The 14,281-nt window shown below is 66.7% G+C and carries 18 protein-coding genes and 1 pseudogene; 6 read left to right on the forward strand and 13 right to left on the reverse strand.

Annotation, left to right across the window (positions count from 1 at the left end; all coding sequences use genetic code 11):
• Positions 1-505 precede the first annotated feature (505 nt).
• Together OHA37_RS00005 and OHA37_RS00010 are read right to left on the reverse strand one after the other, a co-directional pair.
• Positions 506-982, reverse strand: coding sequence for a hypothetical protein (locus tag OHA37_RS00005; protein WP_266914647.1), 477 nt, complete (start codon positions 980-982; stop codon positions 506-508).
• Between the two features lie 275 nt (positions 983-1,257).
• Entirely contained in the window at positions 1,258-1,716 is a 459-nt protein-coding gene (locus OHA37_RS00010) for a hypothetical protein (protein ID WP_266914649.1), read from the reverse strand.
• Positions 1,717-2,290: 574 nt separating this feature from the next.
• On the opposite strand from OHA37_RS00010, the gene OHA37_RS00015 reads away from it, so the two are divergent.
• The 3 genes from OHA37_RS00015 to OHA37_RS00025 all read left to right on the forward strand — a co-directional run bounded on the left by OHA37_RS00015 (position 2,291) and on the right by OHA37_RS00025 (position 4,328).
• Positions 2,291-2,986, forward strand: a complete 696-nt coding sequence (locus OHA37_RS00015) for a hypothetical protein (protein ID WP_266914651.1) — start codon at positions 2,291-2,293, stop codon at positions 2,984-2,986.
• 129 nt (positions 2,987-3,115) lie between these two features.
• The gene (locus OHA37_RS00020; protein ID WP_266914653.1) at positions 3,116-3,748 is read left to right on the forward strand and encodes a hypothetical protein; all 633 of its coding nucleotides are present in this window, start codon (positions 3,116-3,118) and stop codon (positions 3,746-3,748) included.
• Positions 3,749-4,037: 289 nt separating this feature from the next.
• On the forward strand, positions 4,038-4,328 hold the full coding sequence (locus OHA37_RS00025) for a hypothetical protein (RefSeq protein WP_266914655.1): 291 nt from the start codon (positions 4,038-4,040) through the stop codon (positions 4,326-4,328).
• Positions 4,329-4,365: 37 nt separating this feature from the next.
• On the opposite strand, the gene OHA37_RS00030 is transcribed toward OHA37_RS00025, so the two are convergent.
• Positions 4,366-4,572: a hypothetical protein gene (locus OHA37_RS00030; RefSeq protein ID WP_266914924.1), complete on the reverse strand. Its 207-nt coding sequence runs from the start codon at positions 4,570-4,572 to the stop codon at positions 4,366-4,368.
• Here OHA37_RS00030 and OHA37_RS00035 point away from each other — a divergent pair.
• Complete coding sequence (locus OHA37_RS00035) at positions 4,491-4,901, forward strand: C40 family peptidase (RefSeq protein ID WP_266914912.1); 411 nt, start codon at positions 4,491-4,493, stop codon at positions 4,899-4,901. The two genes, OHA37_RS00030 and OHA37_RS00035, sit on opposite strands and share 82 nt — an antisense overlap.
• 15 nt (positions 4,902-4,916) lie before the next feature.
• On the opposite strand, the gene OHA37_RS00040 is transcribed toward OHA37_RS00035, so the two are convergent.
• The 6 genes from OHA37_RS00040 to OHA37_RS00065 all read right to left on the reverse strand — a co-directional run bounded on the left by OHA37_RS00040 (position 4,917) and on the right by OHA37_RS00065 (position 10,280).
• On the reverse strand, positions 4,917-6,128 hold the full coding sequence (locus OHA37_RS00040; protein WP_266914657.1) for a hypothetical protein: 1,212 nt from the start codon (positions 6,126-6,128) through the stop codon (positions 4,917-4,919).
• 416 nt (positions 6,129-6,544) lie between these two features.
• Positions 6,545-7,285: a CPBP family intramembrane glutamic endopeptidase gene (locus OHA37_RS00045; protein WP_266914659.1), complete on the reverse strand. Its 741-nt coding sequence runs from the start codon at positions 7,283-7,285 to the stop codon at positions 6,545-6,547.
• 797 nt (positions 7,286-8,082) lie between these two features.
• Complete coding sequence (locus tag OHA37_RS00050) at positions 8,083-8,394, reverse strand: hypothetical protein (protein ID WP_323182430.1); 312 nt, start codon at positions 8,392-8,394, stop codon at positions 8,083-8,085.
• On the reverse strand, positions 8,391-8,669 hold the full coding sequence (locus tag OHA37_RS00055) for a hypothetical protein (RefSeq protein ID WP_323182431.1): 279 nt from the start codon (positions 8,667-8,669) through the stop codon (positions 8,391-8,393). The genes OHA37_RS00050 and OHA37_RS00055 overlap by 4 nt, the downstream gene beginning before the upstream one ends.
• A 191-nt stretch (positions 8,670-8,860) precedes the next feature.
• Entirely contained in the window at positions 8,861-9,277 is a 417-nt protein-coding gene (locus OHA37_RS00060; RefSeq protein WP_266914661.1) for a hypothetical protein, read from the reverse strand.
• A 283-nt stretch (positions 9,278-9,560) separates the two neighbouring features.
• Positions 9,561-10,280 (reverse strand): hypothetical protein, encoded by a 720-nt coding sequence (locus OHA37_RS00065; protein ID WP_266914663.1) that lies wholly within the window; start codon positions 10,278-10,280, stop codon positions 9,561-9,563.
• Positions 10,281-10,740: 460 nt separating this feature from the next.
• Between OHA37_RS00065 and OHA37_RS00070 the strand changes: the two are divergent.
• Positions 10,741-11,058, forward strand: a pseudogene (locus OHA37_RS00070) (DUF4360 domain-containing protein); the annotation flags it as partial.
• A gap of 231 nt (positions 11,059-11,289) precedes the next feature.
• Here the strand turns inward: OHA37_RS00070 and OHA37_RS00075 are convergent.
• Positions 11,290-11,616: a hypothetical protein gene (locus OHA37_RS00075; protein WP_266914665.1), complete on the reverse strand. Its 327-nt coding sequence runs from the start codon at positions 11,614-11,616 to the stop codon at positions 11,290-11,292.
• Positions 11,613-11,993, reverse strand: a complete 381-nt coding sequence (locus tag OHA37_RS00080) for an HNH endonuclease family protein (RefSeq protein WP_323182432.1) — start codon at positions 11,991-11,993, stop codon at positions 11,613-11,615. Before OHA37_RS00080 ends, OHA37_RS00075 begins: the two co-directional genes overlap by 4 nt.
• Before the next feature lie 767 nt (positions 11,994-12,760).
• Between OHA37_RS00080 and OHA37_RS00085 the strand changes: the two genes are divergently transcribed.
• Positions 12,761-12,973 carry a hypothetical protein gene (locus OHA37_RS00085; RefSeq protein ID WP_266914667.1) on the forward strand — a complete coding sequence of 71 codons (213 nt, stop codon included), beginning with the start codon at positions 12,761-12,763 and terminating at the stop codon, positions 12,971-12,973.
• Between the two features lie 40 nt (positions 12,974-13,013).
• Here OHA37_RS00085 and OHA37_RS00090 read toward each other — a convergent pair whose 3' ends face one another.
• A complete protein-coding gene (locus OHA37_RS00090; RefSeq protein ID WP_328692837.1) occupies positions 13,014-13,211 on the reverse strand; it encodes a hypothetical protein in 198 nt (65 codons plus the stop codon).
• Positions 13,212-13,605: 394 nt separating this feature from the next.
• Positions 13,606-14,157: a GNAT family N-acetyltransferase gene (locus OHA37_RS40720; RefSeq protein ID WP_353963468.1), complete on the reverse strand. Its 552-nt coding sequence runs from the start codon at positions 14,155-14,157 to the stop codon at positions 13,606-13,608.
• Positions 14,158-14,281 lie beyond the last annotated feature (124 nt).

Consider the following 14,281-nt stretch of genomic DNA (forward strand, 5'->3'; position numbering starts at 1 on the left):
GTACCTGAGCGCTGCGCGCTCAGGACCGAACGGCCTCGCTGCGCTCGGCCGAGGCGCCTTCGGCGCCTGGCTCTGCGCTTCGCTCCGAGCTGTGGCCGGCCCTTCGGGCCGGGGCCCTGCGCTTCGCTTCGACTAGCTCTGGCTGCGCTGCGCTCCACCAGAGCCGGGCTCGCTGCGCAGACCCCCTAGGGTCCCGCGCTTCGCGCGGGAGATGACCCCGTTTCACGGGGTCCGGGCCTTCGGCCCGTTGGGTGGGTCCGCTTCGCTCCCCCACCCCAGGTCCTTCCGGCTCCGCCTCCAGGACAACAGCCCGCTCCGCGGACCGAGCCGGCAGCAGTACGGACTGTCCTCCGGCTCTGTGCTCCTCCCGCCCGCCTGCAAAGGGCCTCGGGCGTTGCATTCGCTGATCGATCGGCTACCGTCCCGGGCGATGTGACTCGTCGGGGTGCCTGCTTCGCTCCCACCCACGTCACACCACCGTTGACGAGGTACGCATGGCGCCCCATCAGAAACGGGAACAGAACCGTCCCGCCTCACCCACAAAAGATTCCAGTGCCTCTCGGGCCACTTCAGCAATCCGGTTCAACTCGTCCACATCAGCAGCCTCCTCAATGGTGATACTGACTTCGAACACAGCCTTCCCCTGCTGCACCAAGCCCTCAGGAAGACCGGCAAGCTGTAAACGGAGCAGACATCCCCGACTGGCCGCACGAGCCTGGAAACAGGCATCCTTCGACTCACGGTAATCATCACTGTCACGACCCCGGTCGCGCCTCGTGCTCCACCTCCAGATCTGCCGGCGCCTTAGTTCAGCAATCGACTCCACGAAGCTGCAGACGACATCCAGCTGCCTCTGCTGTCTGTGATGCTCCCTATCCCTCGCCAAAGCCCGTTCAGCGTGGAAACGCTGCATCACACCAGTCGCAATAGAGCCCGCCAAAGTGCCCAGAACAGCAATGAGTGCTACCCATACGGCCTGCATGCCCCCAGTCCACCACCCACACGAATACCGCGGTAGAGGGCCTCACCCAGAGAAAGAGGCGAGCCCAACAACGTGCTGGGGCGCAGGGGATCCAGCCCGAAACCCCCGCCGCAGGAACAGCTGGAGCGACCTCATGACCGAAACTCCAACATCCCACTTCTGTGATTCATTCTTAGACCCTGGCTAGACACTGGAAAGCCCTGCTGCTCCCCCACCCAAAATCTCACCGGCTGTCGGTGTCGTGGATCAGTGAAACTGCGCAGGTTCACGGCCACTCACAGGAAGTCCCCAGGGGGGCCGACGACCACGAAGGACGCGAGCATCAGCACGCCGGTGGCCACCAGACCGGCGCGCCGCCAAGCAGGGACCGTGCAGACGGCGACAAGCACCGCAACAAGCGCCAGCACGGTCAAAGTTGCGGCGGAGGGCTGTGGCACGTCATCCCCGAGGAAGGGAAGGAGGAGAAGCGCGTACATCTGCAGCGCCACACAGGCTGGCACCGTCACCTTCAGAGGTCGCACGCCCAACAGGCCCAACGCGACCGCGAACATGAGCACAGCCAGGAACGCCCACAGCCCGATGCCAATGAACGGGAAGGCGGTGAAGCAGATCGACGTGCTTTCCTCACAGGCTCGCGCATCGGCGGCATCGGCCCACTGCCACAGAGCCAGCCCCATCCACCCGGTCACCGCACCCGTTAACGCGCTGCCAAGAACGCTATAACCCTTAGACATGGACAGCAGCCTTTCAAGGGAACCGGGCAAGGTCCTGAGTACGGATACTCAGACCCCGCCACACTGGCTACTTCCCCTCTACCTCTGGGCGGGATACAGCGACGTCGCGGCGCTCGCGCACTCGCAGCCCCTCACCGCACAGCCGCGCCGATGGGCGGAGCCGCGGCCTCAGCCGGAGCCGGCTGCCCCAAGGCATAGCCTTCGCGGACCGTGGCGTCGTCAGGGCATGTACCAATCTCCACCAAACTGACCAGGCAAAACGGCAAAGACGTCACCGCGAAATCGGCACCAACCGTCAGTACCAAAACCCAGCCCACGCACCCACCGACCAGCAGCAATCCCCCGAAGACCCACTGACACATCAACGCCGAAAAATCACTGACAAATCAATGCACATCATCACTCACCGAACACGCCACCACCGTCCACATCCGCCTACCCCACTGACCCCCCACCGGCGAATCAGCCCGGCGTACCCCTCCGAACACCCGCCGCACGCCCCGACGACCGGGGCGTGCGGCGCACCCAGAAGCAGGGCGTAGCTCGTGCTCGGCGAGGCGGCATGATGATGGGCATGATGGAGATACCCGGGTACGAAGGCCGCCCCCTCGTCCACCGGCCAGGGCTGCTGGACGAACCCCTCTTCTGGCCCGGCCACCTGTACTCGTGCGCCCATGACGAGGACACCGAAGAGCTCCTCTTCGGCGCGGACTACGACGCGGCCGAGGAGTTCCACCGGGAGCTCATCGAGCAGGCGCAGTGGCCCGTCTTCACGATCCCGCTGACTGGCGGGCATCTCCTGCACGTGGTCTACCGCGCGTGGAAAGACGATCCAGGAGTCGACTACGTCCTGCACCACTCCAGCTGGGAGCGGGCGCTGTTGCTGGCCACAGACGACGGACACTTCATGGGTCCCGCCCTGTCTTGGACCGAGTTGCTCTACGCCGCCGACAACCAGTTGCCGGGAGGCAGCAGCGCCGATCCGGACAGCCGACTCCTGCTACTGCTGCCGGCACTTGGAGACGACCGCACTCCAGAGAGCGCGGCACCCCGCCTCGCGGCAGCCCTCACCGCCCTGACGGTCGTTGAGGACCCAGAGGCACTCGCTACCGCTCTAGCCGACGGCCAGGGCGCAGCAGGACCCTCCCGCTGGAAAAGTAAGAACGGCGTCCGCGGGGACAACGGCGCGCACTCCTACCGCAACCCATCCAACGCGTTCGCCCTGCCACCAGAAGACCTGGCGCGTATCTCCAGCGCCTTCCACACCTGAGTGTCACCTAGCCCGGCATGTGCGCAGGGACGTATTGCCGAAGGAGTTCAGCTCTGATGACGCGGGCGCCTGGGAAAATGGGGAGGCGGTAGGGGTGGAGGATGCCGGAGACTTCGCAAGGTGATCGTGATGCAGCCTGTCGTGGAAATAGTCGCCCCCGATGCCTTTGGCCTCTGGTCTGTCGCCGAGGTCGAGCGCTTCAGCTTCCAGCCCCTCAGCGGTGACCTTTCACCTACCGAGGTCGGGACGGCGATGATGGGCATCGCCGCCTGCAATGATGCTGACATCGACTCGGACAGCCCGCCAAGGCCGGCCGACCCGCTGGGCTCCTTCCTCCACGGACTACTGACGCTCGACCCGCTCATCGTGTCCGGCGGCCTTCGGGTCACAGACACCTCGACAGGCATCACCTTCCTGCCCGGCTGCTGCGACGGGCTGGAGGACTGGCGGGACTGGGACCGGTTCATCGACGACGGCAGCCCGCTCTGGTTCGGCCACGACCCCGTCTCACCGGTCGCCGAGCGCTTCGGTGACACCGTCCGCCTCACCGTCGATGCAAACCAGAGCGACAGTCCGGTGATCGAACTGCCCCTCACCGAGCTCCGCGCCCTGCTCGTCGCCGCCGAACGCGACCTGGCCGACTTCCTCGCGCTGGCGACCGACTGGGCTTCCAGGCACCTGGCCCACTACGCCCACCCCGTCACCGTGGCACTTACGCGACTCTTCGGCCTTCACGGAACGGGCGTGCCCCCGAAAGGGTAGGACGACAGCTCGTCATTTCGGCCATACACGACACCCCCCCTGCCCCATCGAGAGCATGCAACTGGCTGGGCACTTTGACGTGTACGCCGACGATCTGAGCCGCAGACCGAACCCCACGACGGCGCACGGCACCCCATGTCAGTCACGAACACCCGCTCCCACCTGGGAAAACAACACCCAGGGCACTGCCAAGAACCTGCCGAAACCCACCGACAAAACCACGCAGATCATCAAAAACCCCCGGCAGACGCCGGGGGCCTTCGTCGTGCTGCCCGAAGGAGATCCCGCGGTGCCCACCTACGAGACCCTCACCCCCTTCACCGCCGACCTGGAGCGCCTCACCACCGCCCAGCGCCGGCGGTTCCTGCGCGTCGTGAAGGAGGCCTTCGTCCCGGACCTGCGCACCGGGTGCTTCCGCCCCGGATTACAGGTGAAGGGCGTACGGGTGGCTCCCGGCGTCTACGAACTGACCTGGGCGCCCGACGGCCGCGCGACCTGGACGTACGGCCGCCAGCGCCACCACGGCCGCCACATCATCTGGCACCGCGTCGGCACCCACGACATCCTGCACCGGCCCTGAACCCGTACCGCTACGGCCCCGGCCCGGTGGTCCGCCGTCACTTGGACCGGCCTGAGGCCTTGGCCGGGGCGGCCTGCTGCCGGTGTGCGGGCACGGCAAGGCTCTGCGGGCGCGGTTGGCCGGGCGCGGCGCCGGTCGGGGTGGTGGTGGAGCGGGAGCGGGCTGCGGTGGCGGAGGCGCGGGGGCCGTCGGGGACCGGGGCGCCAGCCGGGGCGGTCAGGGCGCGCAGGGTCGCGCCGACCATGGGGGCGCGACGTCGACGGCAAGAACGGCGCCAGCGAGGGCTTCGACTGCTCGTCCCTGGTGCAGTACGCGTACTGGCCCAGCACCCGGCTCCCCCGCACCGCCGCCGCACAGTACGCGGCCACCTCCCACCGGCCCATCGCCCGCGACCAGCTGCGCCCCGGCGATCTGCTGTTCTGGTCCCGCCGCGGCGGCGACATCTACCACGTCGGCCTCTACGCCGGCGACGGCCAGGTCCTCCACGCACCCCGAACCGGCCGCAACGTCGAAGTACAGTCCCTCACCGAGGCGATGCCCGCCCGGGACTTCCTCGGGGCTACGCGCGCGTGAGCCAGCAGGAGCCGTTCACAGCCCCCTGTTGTTCGGCCCCAATTTCCTAATGATCTCTTCCCACGATTCACCCTCGGGTGCCTTATTGATCGCCTCCACGTCGTCATCCTCCTGAGAAATTCTGGACTTTCGACCGTCAGCGGGCATCAGGACAGTTGCACTCCACCCTTGGTGACGCCGATCGTAAGCATGAGGGCTGAAGGTGGCAAGGATCACCTGAAATGTCCAGTGAGAGCGCTCAAACAGGTCCAGAACCTCCAGCTCCATAACGGGATGCATGAAGTCGAACGGCTCGTCGAGAACTAGAATTGTCGGCTCCGAACGAGCCTGCAACTCGGCAAAAGCGGCGAGCACATAGAACTTAAATACGTGACGCCGGTCCGCTGCTCGCCATGCCCGCACAGAACTGATGTCGACGGACCCCTTGTCGCTCACGGTCACACCAGATATCAAGTCGGGCAGCAGATCAGGGAGGCTGCGAACAACAGTCCGCGCTGCCCATGGGTCGATATCCAAGAAATCAGCTATACCGCCGATCGTAGACAAATCCACCGCAAAGCCCTGATTCCGTGTGCCGAAGGACCAGACCCGGTAGGGACGGGGAGGGAGCGGGACCCTCCTGGCGTCAACGTGGTACTCCAGCGCTTCGCCGCGCACCTCCACAGTCGCACGCCGCAGCGCCGGGTCGAACCAGGTGATCTCACACGTAAGATCGGCCGGATGATTGGGAAATGCCGCATCCATAAGCAGCTGGGGAGAGGTCATGCACGTCAGCAGATGGAACAGGCGGGTCTTCCCCGAGCCATTCATACCGAACAGCAGGTTGAGTTTCGAAAGCCGAATGACACCCGGCATAAAAAGGTAATGGCTCGTCACTTCAAGCGACTGCACCCACCCAAAGGGCTGAACATGCCCTCCCTGTTCAAGCCGCGTCCGATTCTCGTGCAGGTCCTTCCAGCTCCGAAGCAAGGACGCCGAATACATCTTTCCCGCGTTCACATCGACCAGGCGACCACAATTCGCGCACATCCAAATTCCATTGGATATTGTGGAGCGTTCCTCATCCGAAAGGCCGCCGGTTCCCCGTGGGCCACCTGCCGCTGCGGCAAAGATATGGGAAGCCGTGCCGGTGTCCGAGACGCCCTCAGGTCCAGCCCCCGGGCCGATCGTCAATGCCCCACACTGAGGATTGGAGCAACGAAATCCGGCGCGCTGGGCGAGCTTCAAACGAGTCTCTTTGCTGAAGTCTGCCCTCGTCCCGCGGCTACGGCCTGGTGACGGCACCTGCTGTCCCCCCTCAACTCCCGATGCTAAGAAGCCCATCCGGCAACTGTACGTACGAGCGCTGACACCCACCGATGCGAGCCTCGGGCCCGCCTCTGCGGTGAGATCACATCTCTGTCCTTTAGGCCCAGACGCCATCTACAACACCCAGACACTTTCCCAACCAACCCGCAACAACCCCAGGTCAAGCCGCCTCTGACACCGCAAAACCGTTCTCACACAAACCTGCAACACCCCAGCTCACCGACCCACCGACACCCCAACCACCCTCCCCCTCAATGACATCACCCGGCCCGTCCCGTGCAGACACGTGATGCCCCCGCCCGGTGGGCGGGGGCATCCCCGGTGCAGCGGGTGTGTCAGTGCCCGGCGGGGGCGGGCTGGGCCCCGGCTTCGGCGTGGGCGGTGGGTTCGGCGGTGCGGCGCTTGACGATCAGGACGACCTGGAGGGCGATCGGCAGGATCATGCCGGGGTACGCCTTAGGGTCGGCGCCGACGCCGTTGGAAATGAGACTGAAGTCCCACAGCCCGTGGACCAGCATCGGCAGCAGGAGCACCCCGCCGACGCGCAGGCAGAGGTAGAAGAAGTAACCGGAGGTGGAGACGATCACGGCCTGGAAGACGGCAGCGCCGCCTTCACCGAAGGCGTTGCTGACGTGGACGATGCCGAAGACCACCGAGGACCAGAGGGCGACCTTGCCCTCGCTGAGGCCGGCGCGCTTGAAAACCTGGACGCCGATCCCGCGGAACATCAGCTCCTCGCCGATGCCGACCAGCGCGGTCATCGCGGCCAGGGCGAGCACCATGGAGGCCGGCTGGTCGGCGAGGTTGGGGTAGTTCACCGCCAAGACGGCGACCACCAGCATCGAGATCGGGACGAACCGCACCCAGCGGCGCACCGGCACCCGGTAGTTGAGGACGCTGCCCCACCAGCCGAGCCAGGTCACCACGGCGGCGCCGAACAGCACCGACAGGCCGATCGGGATCACGCCGTTTCGGACGATTGATTCGGTGGTGGGGAACTGGCTGTCGCTGCTGCCCCGGTCGACGCCTATGAGCGCGCCGAGCCCCTGGATGATCGCCAGGTAGACGACGACCACGGCCAGGTCAGCCTGCGCCCGGCCGGGAGGGGGGACGGTTGTGCGGACACGGGACGACTCCTCAGGGGTGGGGGCAAGGCGCCCGAGCAGTCGGGCGAACAAATGATCCCATAAATGAGAAAAATCCTTAAAGAATACGCAAGGCCTTCGAAACGGACACAGATCGGTGAAGGAAGCCGGGAACGGAGACGCCCGGGCCGCCGTCGGCCTGCAGCGGGCTGGGCCGCCACACACCCGCGCGGTCATGATCAAGCGCGGCGGGTTGCGGTCATCTTCGATCTTCACCAGCGGCCGGTCTGATGGAATGATCGGCGACCAATGCCCATCCCGCACCACCGCCGCCCAGCCCGTGGGCACCCTGACCACCTTCGAGCCGGACGGTCGCTTCCACACGGCCGGGTTCACCGCCCACACGCTGACCGGTGACGACCGCCCCCTCATCCAGCCCCCGCTCCACCCCGTCCCCGACGTCATCCCCCAACGCCACCGGAAGCAGCAGCTCTGTCGGAGGAACCGGATCCTGGCGGGTCATGCTCGACCGCAGCCAGCGGCAAGGGCCCCGGGTACCCGCACCAGCATCCCAGGACGAGCGGGATCCGACTGGGCGAGGCGGAGGGGTTCCCGCCGGGAGTCAGGCCTTCCGGCAGTGGCGGCAAGTCACCGGGCGGCCGGTGCGCAGCAGGACCCGCAGGCCTGCGGCCGCTTGGTCCGTCATACACATTGGGACAGTGCCGTCCGCTCCGGGGCGGGCGGCGCGCACGACCGACGAGATTTCACGACGCCGGACGGGGTATCCGTCAGCTGGCCCGGTCGAAGGCCAGCACCGCGTTCGGGCAGCCGGCCGCGTATCGCAGCAGCGCCTCACGCTCGGCCTGGTCCACGGACAGCGCCCACCGGTGCTTGGTCGCCACCCATTCCCCGATGTACCGGCAGTGCACCGCCGGGGCCGGCATCCAGCTCTGCGGGTCCTGGTCAGACTTTTGCCTGTTGGAGCGCTCGGTGACACCGACGAGGGTGACGTCGCTGCTGATGTCGTTGGCGTACCGGCGGCGCAGCTCCGTCGTCCAGCCGTAACCTCCGGAGTCGTGGAGTTCCGCGAGCGGGATCATGTGGTCGATGTCGACCCCGGCCGGCCCCGACGGTCGGGGGCCTCGATCGCCTCGGCGATCAACACGTCGTTCCTGGCCGAGCAGCCGTTCTTGTCATCGTCCTTCCAATGCGGGTACAGCTCACGGCGGTAGCCGTCGCGGACCTCCGCGGCAACCGACAGGGAGGTGATGGCGTCGGTGAGGGTGTACTCGTCGGCGTGCGCAGGGGCGGCCGGAGCGAGGGCGGCGAAGGCCAGGGCAGCGGCAGCGAGGCCGCGGGAAAGGTTCTTGATCACGCCCCGGTGATAGCGCCCCGGCCCGCGCCAACGAGGCCCTTACAGAGGGACTCTCACCCTACTGGGGGAAGTGATTCACCGAAGGAACGATGCGCCCGGACGTGATCTCGCGCGGGTGACCCGTTGGCCACCTTGACCATGTCGTGCCGACGTCCTACGCGGGGCCTCGCAGGCCGCTTCGCGCCCGCCTCTCAGGCGCTGCGCGGCTTGCGGCCCGCCGTCTTCTTCGCGGGCTGCTTCTTGGCCGCGGCCGTCTTCTTCGCGGGCAGGTCGTGGACGGTGGCGTCGGGGCCGCCGGTCCGCGCGGCCTTCGCCTCGCTGACGGAGCGTTCCAGCATGGCCATGAGGTCGACGACCTGCGCGGAGGGGGGCTCGGTTGCCTCGGCGGGTTCGGGGCGGGTGCCGGCTGCCTTGGCCTGGATCAGCTTCTCCAGCGCGTCGCGGTACTCGTCGCGCAGCTCGCTCATGTCCGTCCCGGAGAGGGTCTCGGCGAGCTTGATGGCGGCGTCGACCTCCTCCTCGGACACCCCGACGTCCGGGACGTCGACCTGGGAGGCGGACCTGATCTCGTCCGGCCACCGAAGGCCGTGCAAACGATCACTGCCCATCCAAGTCGCCCGGTGGTGATGTCTCCAGTCCTCGCACCGCGGACCAGGCGAGGCGGCGAGCGCGGCATCGGACAGAGCCCGGGACACGGGCGCGGGCTGCGCGGATGGTGGCGTCGCCAGGGCATGCAGGGTGGCGTCCAAGAGGCGGCCCGCCGCGGTAGCGGACGGCTGTTCCTTCCAGGGGGTTGGTGAGGCAGCCAGGTGCTCGTCGAGGAGGCCGTAGCCCGCATGGTCGCGGATTTGGCCCCTACGGTGGGGGCGGCGATCCCGTCGTCTGGGACGGCTATCCCGGTACACGCAAGGAGGTGATCTGTATCCAGTCCGGGGCGAAGGTTCCCTCGGGCAGAGCCACCCAGTCGTCAAAGTCGTTGTCGCCGTCGACGGTCCCGATTAGTCCACGCCCAGACGCCCCGTAGTACAGGATGCGACCGTCACCGAATGCGGTGATCTGCTTCCAGTCCGGAGCAAAGGGGCCTTCGGGGAAGACGGGCCCGTCGTGGAAGATGTTATTACTGCCGAGGGTACAAACAACTCCGCGCCCACCTGCCCCACAGAACAGGAAACGATTCCCGCCGAGCCAGGTGATTTGCCTCCAGTCCGGAGCGAATTCCCCAGGGTTATAGACACTGATTGTGTCCGGAGTGTTGTCGTCAGGAATTCTGACGAGATAAGAGTGCCCGTTCAAGTCCGCATAGAACAAGACGAGATCACCCCTGAGCGTGGCAACCTCCCTAAAGCCCAGACTGAAAGGACCCACGGGAGCCTCGGGGAAGGTGACCACGTCCTGGAGGACATTTTCGGCGTCGATTGAACCGATGCACGCACGCCCCGACGCGCCCGCGTAGTGCAGGATGCAGTTGTTGCTGAGAGCGGTGATGAGTGTCCAATCCGGGGCGAAGGCCCCTTCGGGCAAAACCTCCACGTCGTCAAGGACATTGTTGGCGTCGATGGTACCGATGCATCCCCGCCCGGACGCCCCGTAGTACAGGATGCGCTCCGACATCACGTTGCCTTTCCGGCCTCACCTCGGCTGCTCACTGCCAGACGGCACAAGTTGGCTGGAGCTGAAAAATTTTGGCTGACGTCCCGAATACTGGCAATGTGCGACACAACGTCACATTGCCGTGGGAGGGCGTGCAACCGTATAGCCGGAGAGGCTGGAAAAACCCAACCGGATCACCGGGCAGAACATCTCACTTCTCCGCCGGAAATCCGAACCCCTCGGCCTGTTCCGACAACCACAGCCTGCGCGACGGTCACTGGTCGCGAGTTCGGAGGGGGGAAGCACCTCGGTACCGGTGGCCGGCATCAGACTCTCCTTCAAGTATGGGCACGACACCCCGCAGTGTGCTAGTCGGGGCACCCGCCGTCCTTGCCCTCCCCGGGCATGGACGGCTTCGCGTCGCTGCCAGCCGTCCCCCCGGACTGCAGCCCGCGAGCGCGCCGACTAGGTCGACTACCGGGGCTACGCAAGCCTCCAGCAGGGCGCCACCGGCACCCACAAGGGCAGCTACAGCTACTGCTTACAAGGCATGCCACAGGCCGAGGCCCGCACCCACACGTTCCAAGGGACGCTCGACGACAACGGGCAGGCAACCGACACCACGGACGCCGACGCCCTGGTCTTCGCCCCCTGCGGCGAACAGTCCAACTTCAATATCAACACCGAACTGCTCACCGAGGTCGGGATCTCAGACCCGGCCACCACCAGCTACATGACGCTCGACTCCACCGACGACAGCGTCTACCACTTCACCTGGAAAGAGTGCGCAGCACCCTGATCCGGCAACCGCACAGCCCCCGGCTAGAAGGCGTCGCGACGCTGCGCACGGTTTGGGCGTGAGCCTGCGGAAAGGCGTAAGGGGCCGGCGCCATAGGCGCCGGCCCCTTACGTGCGGGCCGCGCGTCAACACGCTTCCGCTGGAAGCTGAGGACAGAGCCGCCAACACCCCGCTGGTTCGCGGGCAGATGCTCACGGCGGCCGGCCACGATGGGCGGGGACCTGGCAGTTGCTAGAGATGGGGGACTTCGGCGGCGCCACCTGCCCTGACGGCGCCGATGACCCGTTCGTGGAAGGCTGCGAGACCGCCGGTTGGGAGGGGGGCCGGGCTGCCGGTGAGGGTGTAGGACTCCTCCGCGCCGGTGTACTGGATCCGGACGTCCACGGTGCCGTCCGGGCCCGCCGTGGTGGTGACGCTGACGTCGCCGGTGATGACGCCGACCTCGTCCGTCATCACGCCGCCGGGACCCGCCTTCACGTGGTCGGTCAACGGGACCACCCCTTCCGGGGTGCCGCCGCGGTCGGGATCCGGGGCGTTGTCGGGCTGGTGGCCGGTCATGAGCAGGTCTCCAGCATCTCGGTCAACTTCTTCTTCTCCGCCTCGGTCACCGTCAGCTGATAGGTGGCCTTCACGTTCGTCCACGCCGTCGCGTACGTGCACCAGTACGCTTTCGCGGGTGGCTGCCACTCGTCGGGGCCCTGGTCGCCCTTGGACCGGTTCATCGCCGCGGACACCGCGAGGAGCTGGGGGCGGGTCAGGTCGTTCGCGAACTCCTTACGCCGCTCCGTAGTCCACGACCCGGCGCCCGACCGCCAGGCGTTGGCGAGTGGGACCAAGTCGTCGATGTCGAGCTTCCCGGCGTCGGTGACGGTGATCCCGTCGTAGACCGACACCCAAGTCCCGGAGACCGCCTTGCACTCGCTGCCGCGTTTCACCTCCTTCCCGGAGCGCTCCAGGACCACCTCGCGGGTGTCGCAGGCGTCGACCCTGGCCGGTCCAGTGCGTGGACTTCGCCCGGCTGTACCCCGTCATCGCCTGCTGGTTCGCGACCTTGAGTCCGGTGAGCTGGCCCCGGGCCACCGCCGTCGTCGACAAGCCCGGAAGCGCTGGTGCTCCCGGCGCACCCTGCCCACCGCCCTTCCCCTCACCGGACAGGGACGGCTTCACGTCACCTTCGGCGGCCACCCCCGGATTGCAGCCCGCGAGCACGCCGACGAACAGAACCGCCGCCACCACACGGCCATCCAACCGCATCTGACGATGCATAAATACCCCAAAACATCTTGAAAAGTACCTCCGCGACCCTACCCACCGCGCCTACCCACGATGACCACCCCGGCACGCACCGAACGAAGCCCACTACGCCCGCCGCTTTGACGCCGCCAGCACCAGCTACGGGCCTCAACCCATCGAAGGACTTCACCCGCAGCCGCCCCCGGCTCAGCTCAGAAGCCGGTGAGCTTGTCGGCCTTCGGGACCGCAGTCGTCCTGCGCGCGTGCGCCCTCGCAGCCGCTCGTCCGGCCGCCCGCTGGCGGGTGAGGGGGCATCCGACCTCTGGGCGCGGCCGCCACCATGATCAATCTCACCGGTTAAGCGCCGTACGGCTACTACTCGCCCCCGGGCGATTCGCATGCGGTCGGACAGAGGTGGGAATAGCCCAGGTACTCATGTCCGCAGCATGAGCAATCCTCGGGGGGAATCATGACGGATGACCGTCTCGGTGCGGCCAGCCCAGCTCGCCGCACCCGGCGCCAGAAGATGACGGCTTGGTTTAGCCTCCATCCGATAGGGATCGTCCTATGGGGCTTTTTGCTGCTGGTGGTGGTGCTCGGCGTGATTGTCGCGAACACCTACCACGGCACGGGCGAGCCGTGCCAGGGCAACGTCGGGGCCTGCCATCCCATGCCTCGTTGATCTTGCCGAACTGGCCAAACTCAGACCGGGATCCCGCCAGCTAGACCCGGCCCACAGCAACGCCCGCTATGCGCAGGGCCACATCGGCTGTCGCCTGTGCCAGCTCTGCGGTCGACCGGCTTGGATCGCCGCGGCGCGTCAGGACTGCCCCTTCGACGAGGGTGAATAGGAGATCCCTGCGCATCCTGAGCGAGGCTTCGTTTGCTCCGAGTTCGCGGCCAGCTGCGGTGTCGTTCAACAGCTCAAGGTAGGCGTCGCGTAGAAGGTTTCGCAGGGCATGAAAGCGCGCGTAGCTGGGGGATGTACTCGACTGGTCGCGGCGTAGCTCGCTGATCGAGGCGCGGCGGGAGCTGGTGCGGTTGATGTCCGGAGTGGTGCACGGGCAGGGCTGATCCGGACTCCTTTCCATGACTTGGGTGGGGTATGCCGGTCTCCGTTTGGCCGGATGCGTCGGTCGGCGTGCTGCGTCATCCCTACTGGGAAACGAGGTGCCGGAGCGAGGCCGCAGGAAGAGAATCACGGGCATGGCCCGCTCCTTCTTCGAGTACCCCCGTCACCGATCGCGAATACGTTCAGTGGGTGCGCCGGCATCCGCCGAGCTCGCTGCTGCCATTGATCGCGGATGTCAGCTCTCAGCGGCCGACGAAGACCGCGTGGGCGTAGGACCGCACTGGCCGGTACCGCCCGTGGGGTCTCGCTGACGCGGCGTGGATGTCGCTGGTTCGCGGCAACGAGCACCGGCAGAGGAAGGCGACCGGTGCCGACCTGACCGAGATCCTGGCCCAGTACACGGCTCTGCAGCCCCAGGGTGTCGAAGGCAGGCTCAGGACGGCGACCGCGGTCTCGGTGGCGTACCCCTTGCCCTGGTGGGCGGGGTGGAAGAGGTAGCCGATCTCGCCTGGCGGCGTTGCGTGCTGAGCAGGACCAGTTCGACCTGCCCGATGACAGTTCCCGTGCCCGGCTCGACGACCGCCAGGCTGAGACAGTCCCCGTCCCAAGCCAGTTCGGCCTCCCGAGCCATCTGCTCCACCACCCCCGGACGTCCTCCGCCCGCGCGGCTCCCACCGCATGAACCGGGCGACGTCGGGCCGACGCTGGTAGTCGTAGACGTACTCGGTGCCCTCGGGCCGGAACGGGCGGAGTATCAGCCGGGCGGTGGAGATGTGGGATTCGATGCGGAGCATCGGGCGATGCTCCCCGGGCCGCTCCGGTCCGCCCGATCCGCAAGATTCCAAAAAAGATTCGGATCCGAGGTCACGCAGCAAGCCCCTCACAGGCACTCACCCTTCGACAGCGTGCCGCAGACGA

This window comes from Streptomyces sp. NBC_00335 (assembly GCF_036127095.1).
Lineage (GTDB): Bacteria > Actinomycetota > Actinomycetes > Streptomycetales > Streptomycetaceae > Streptomyces.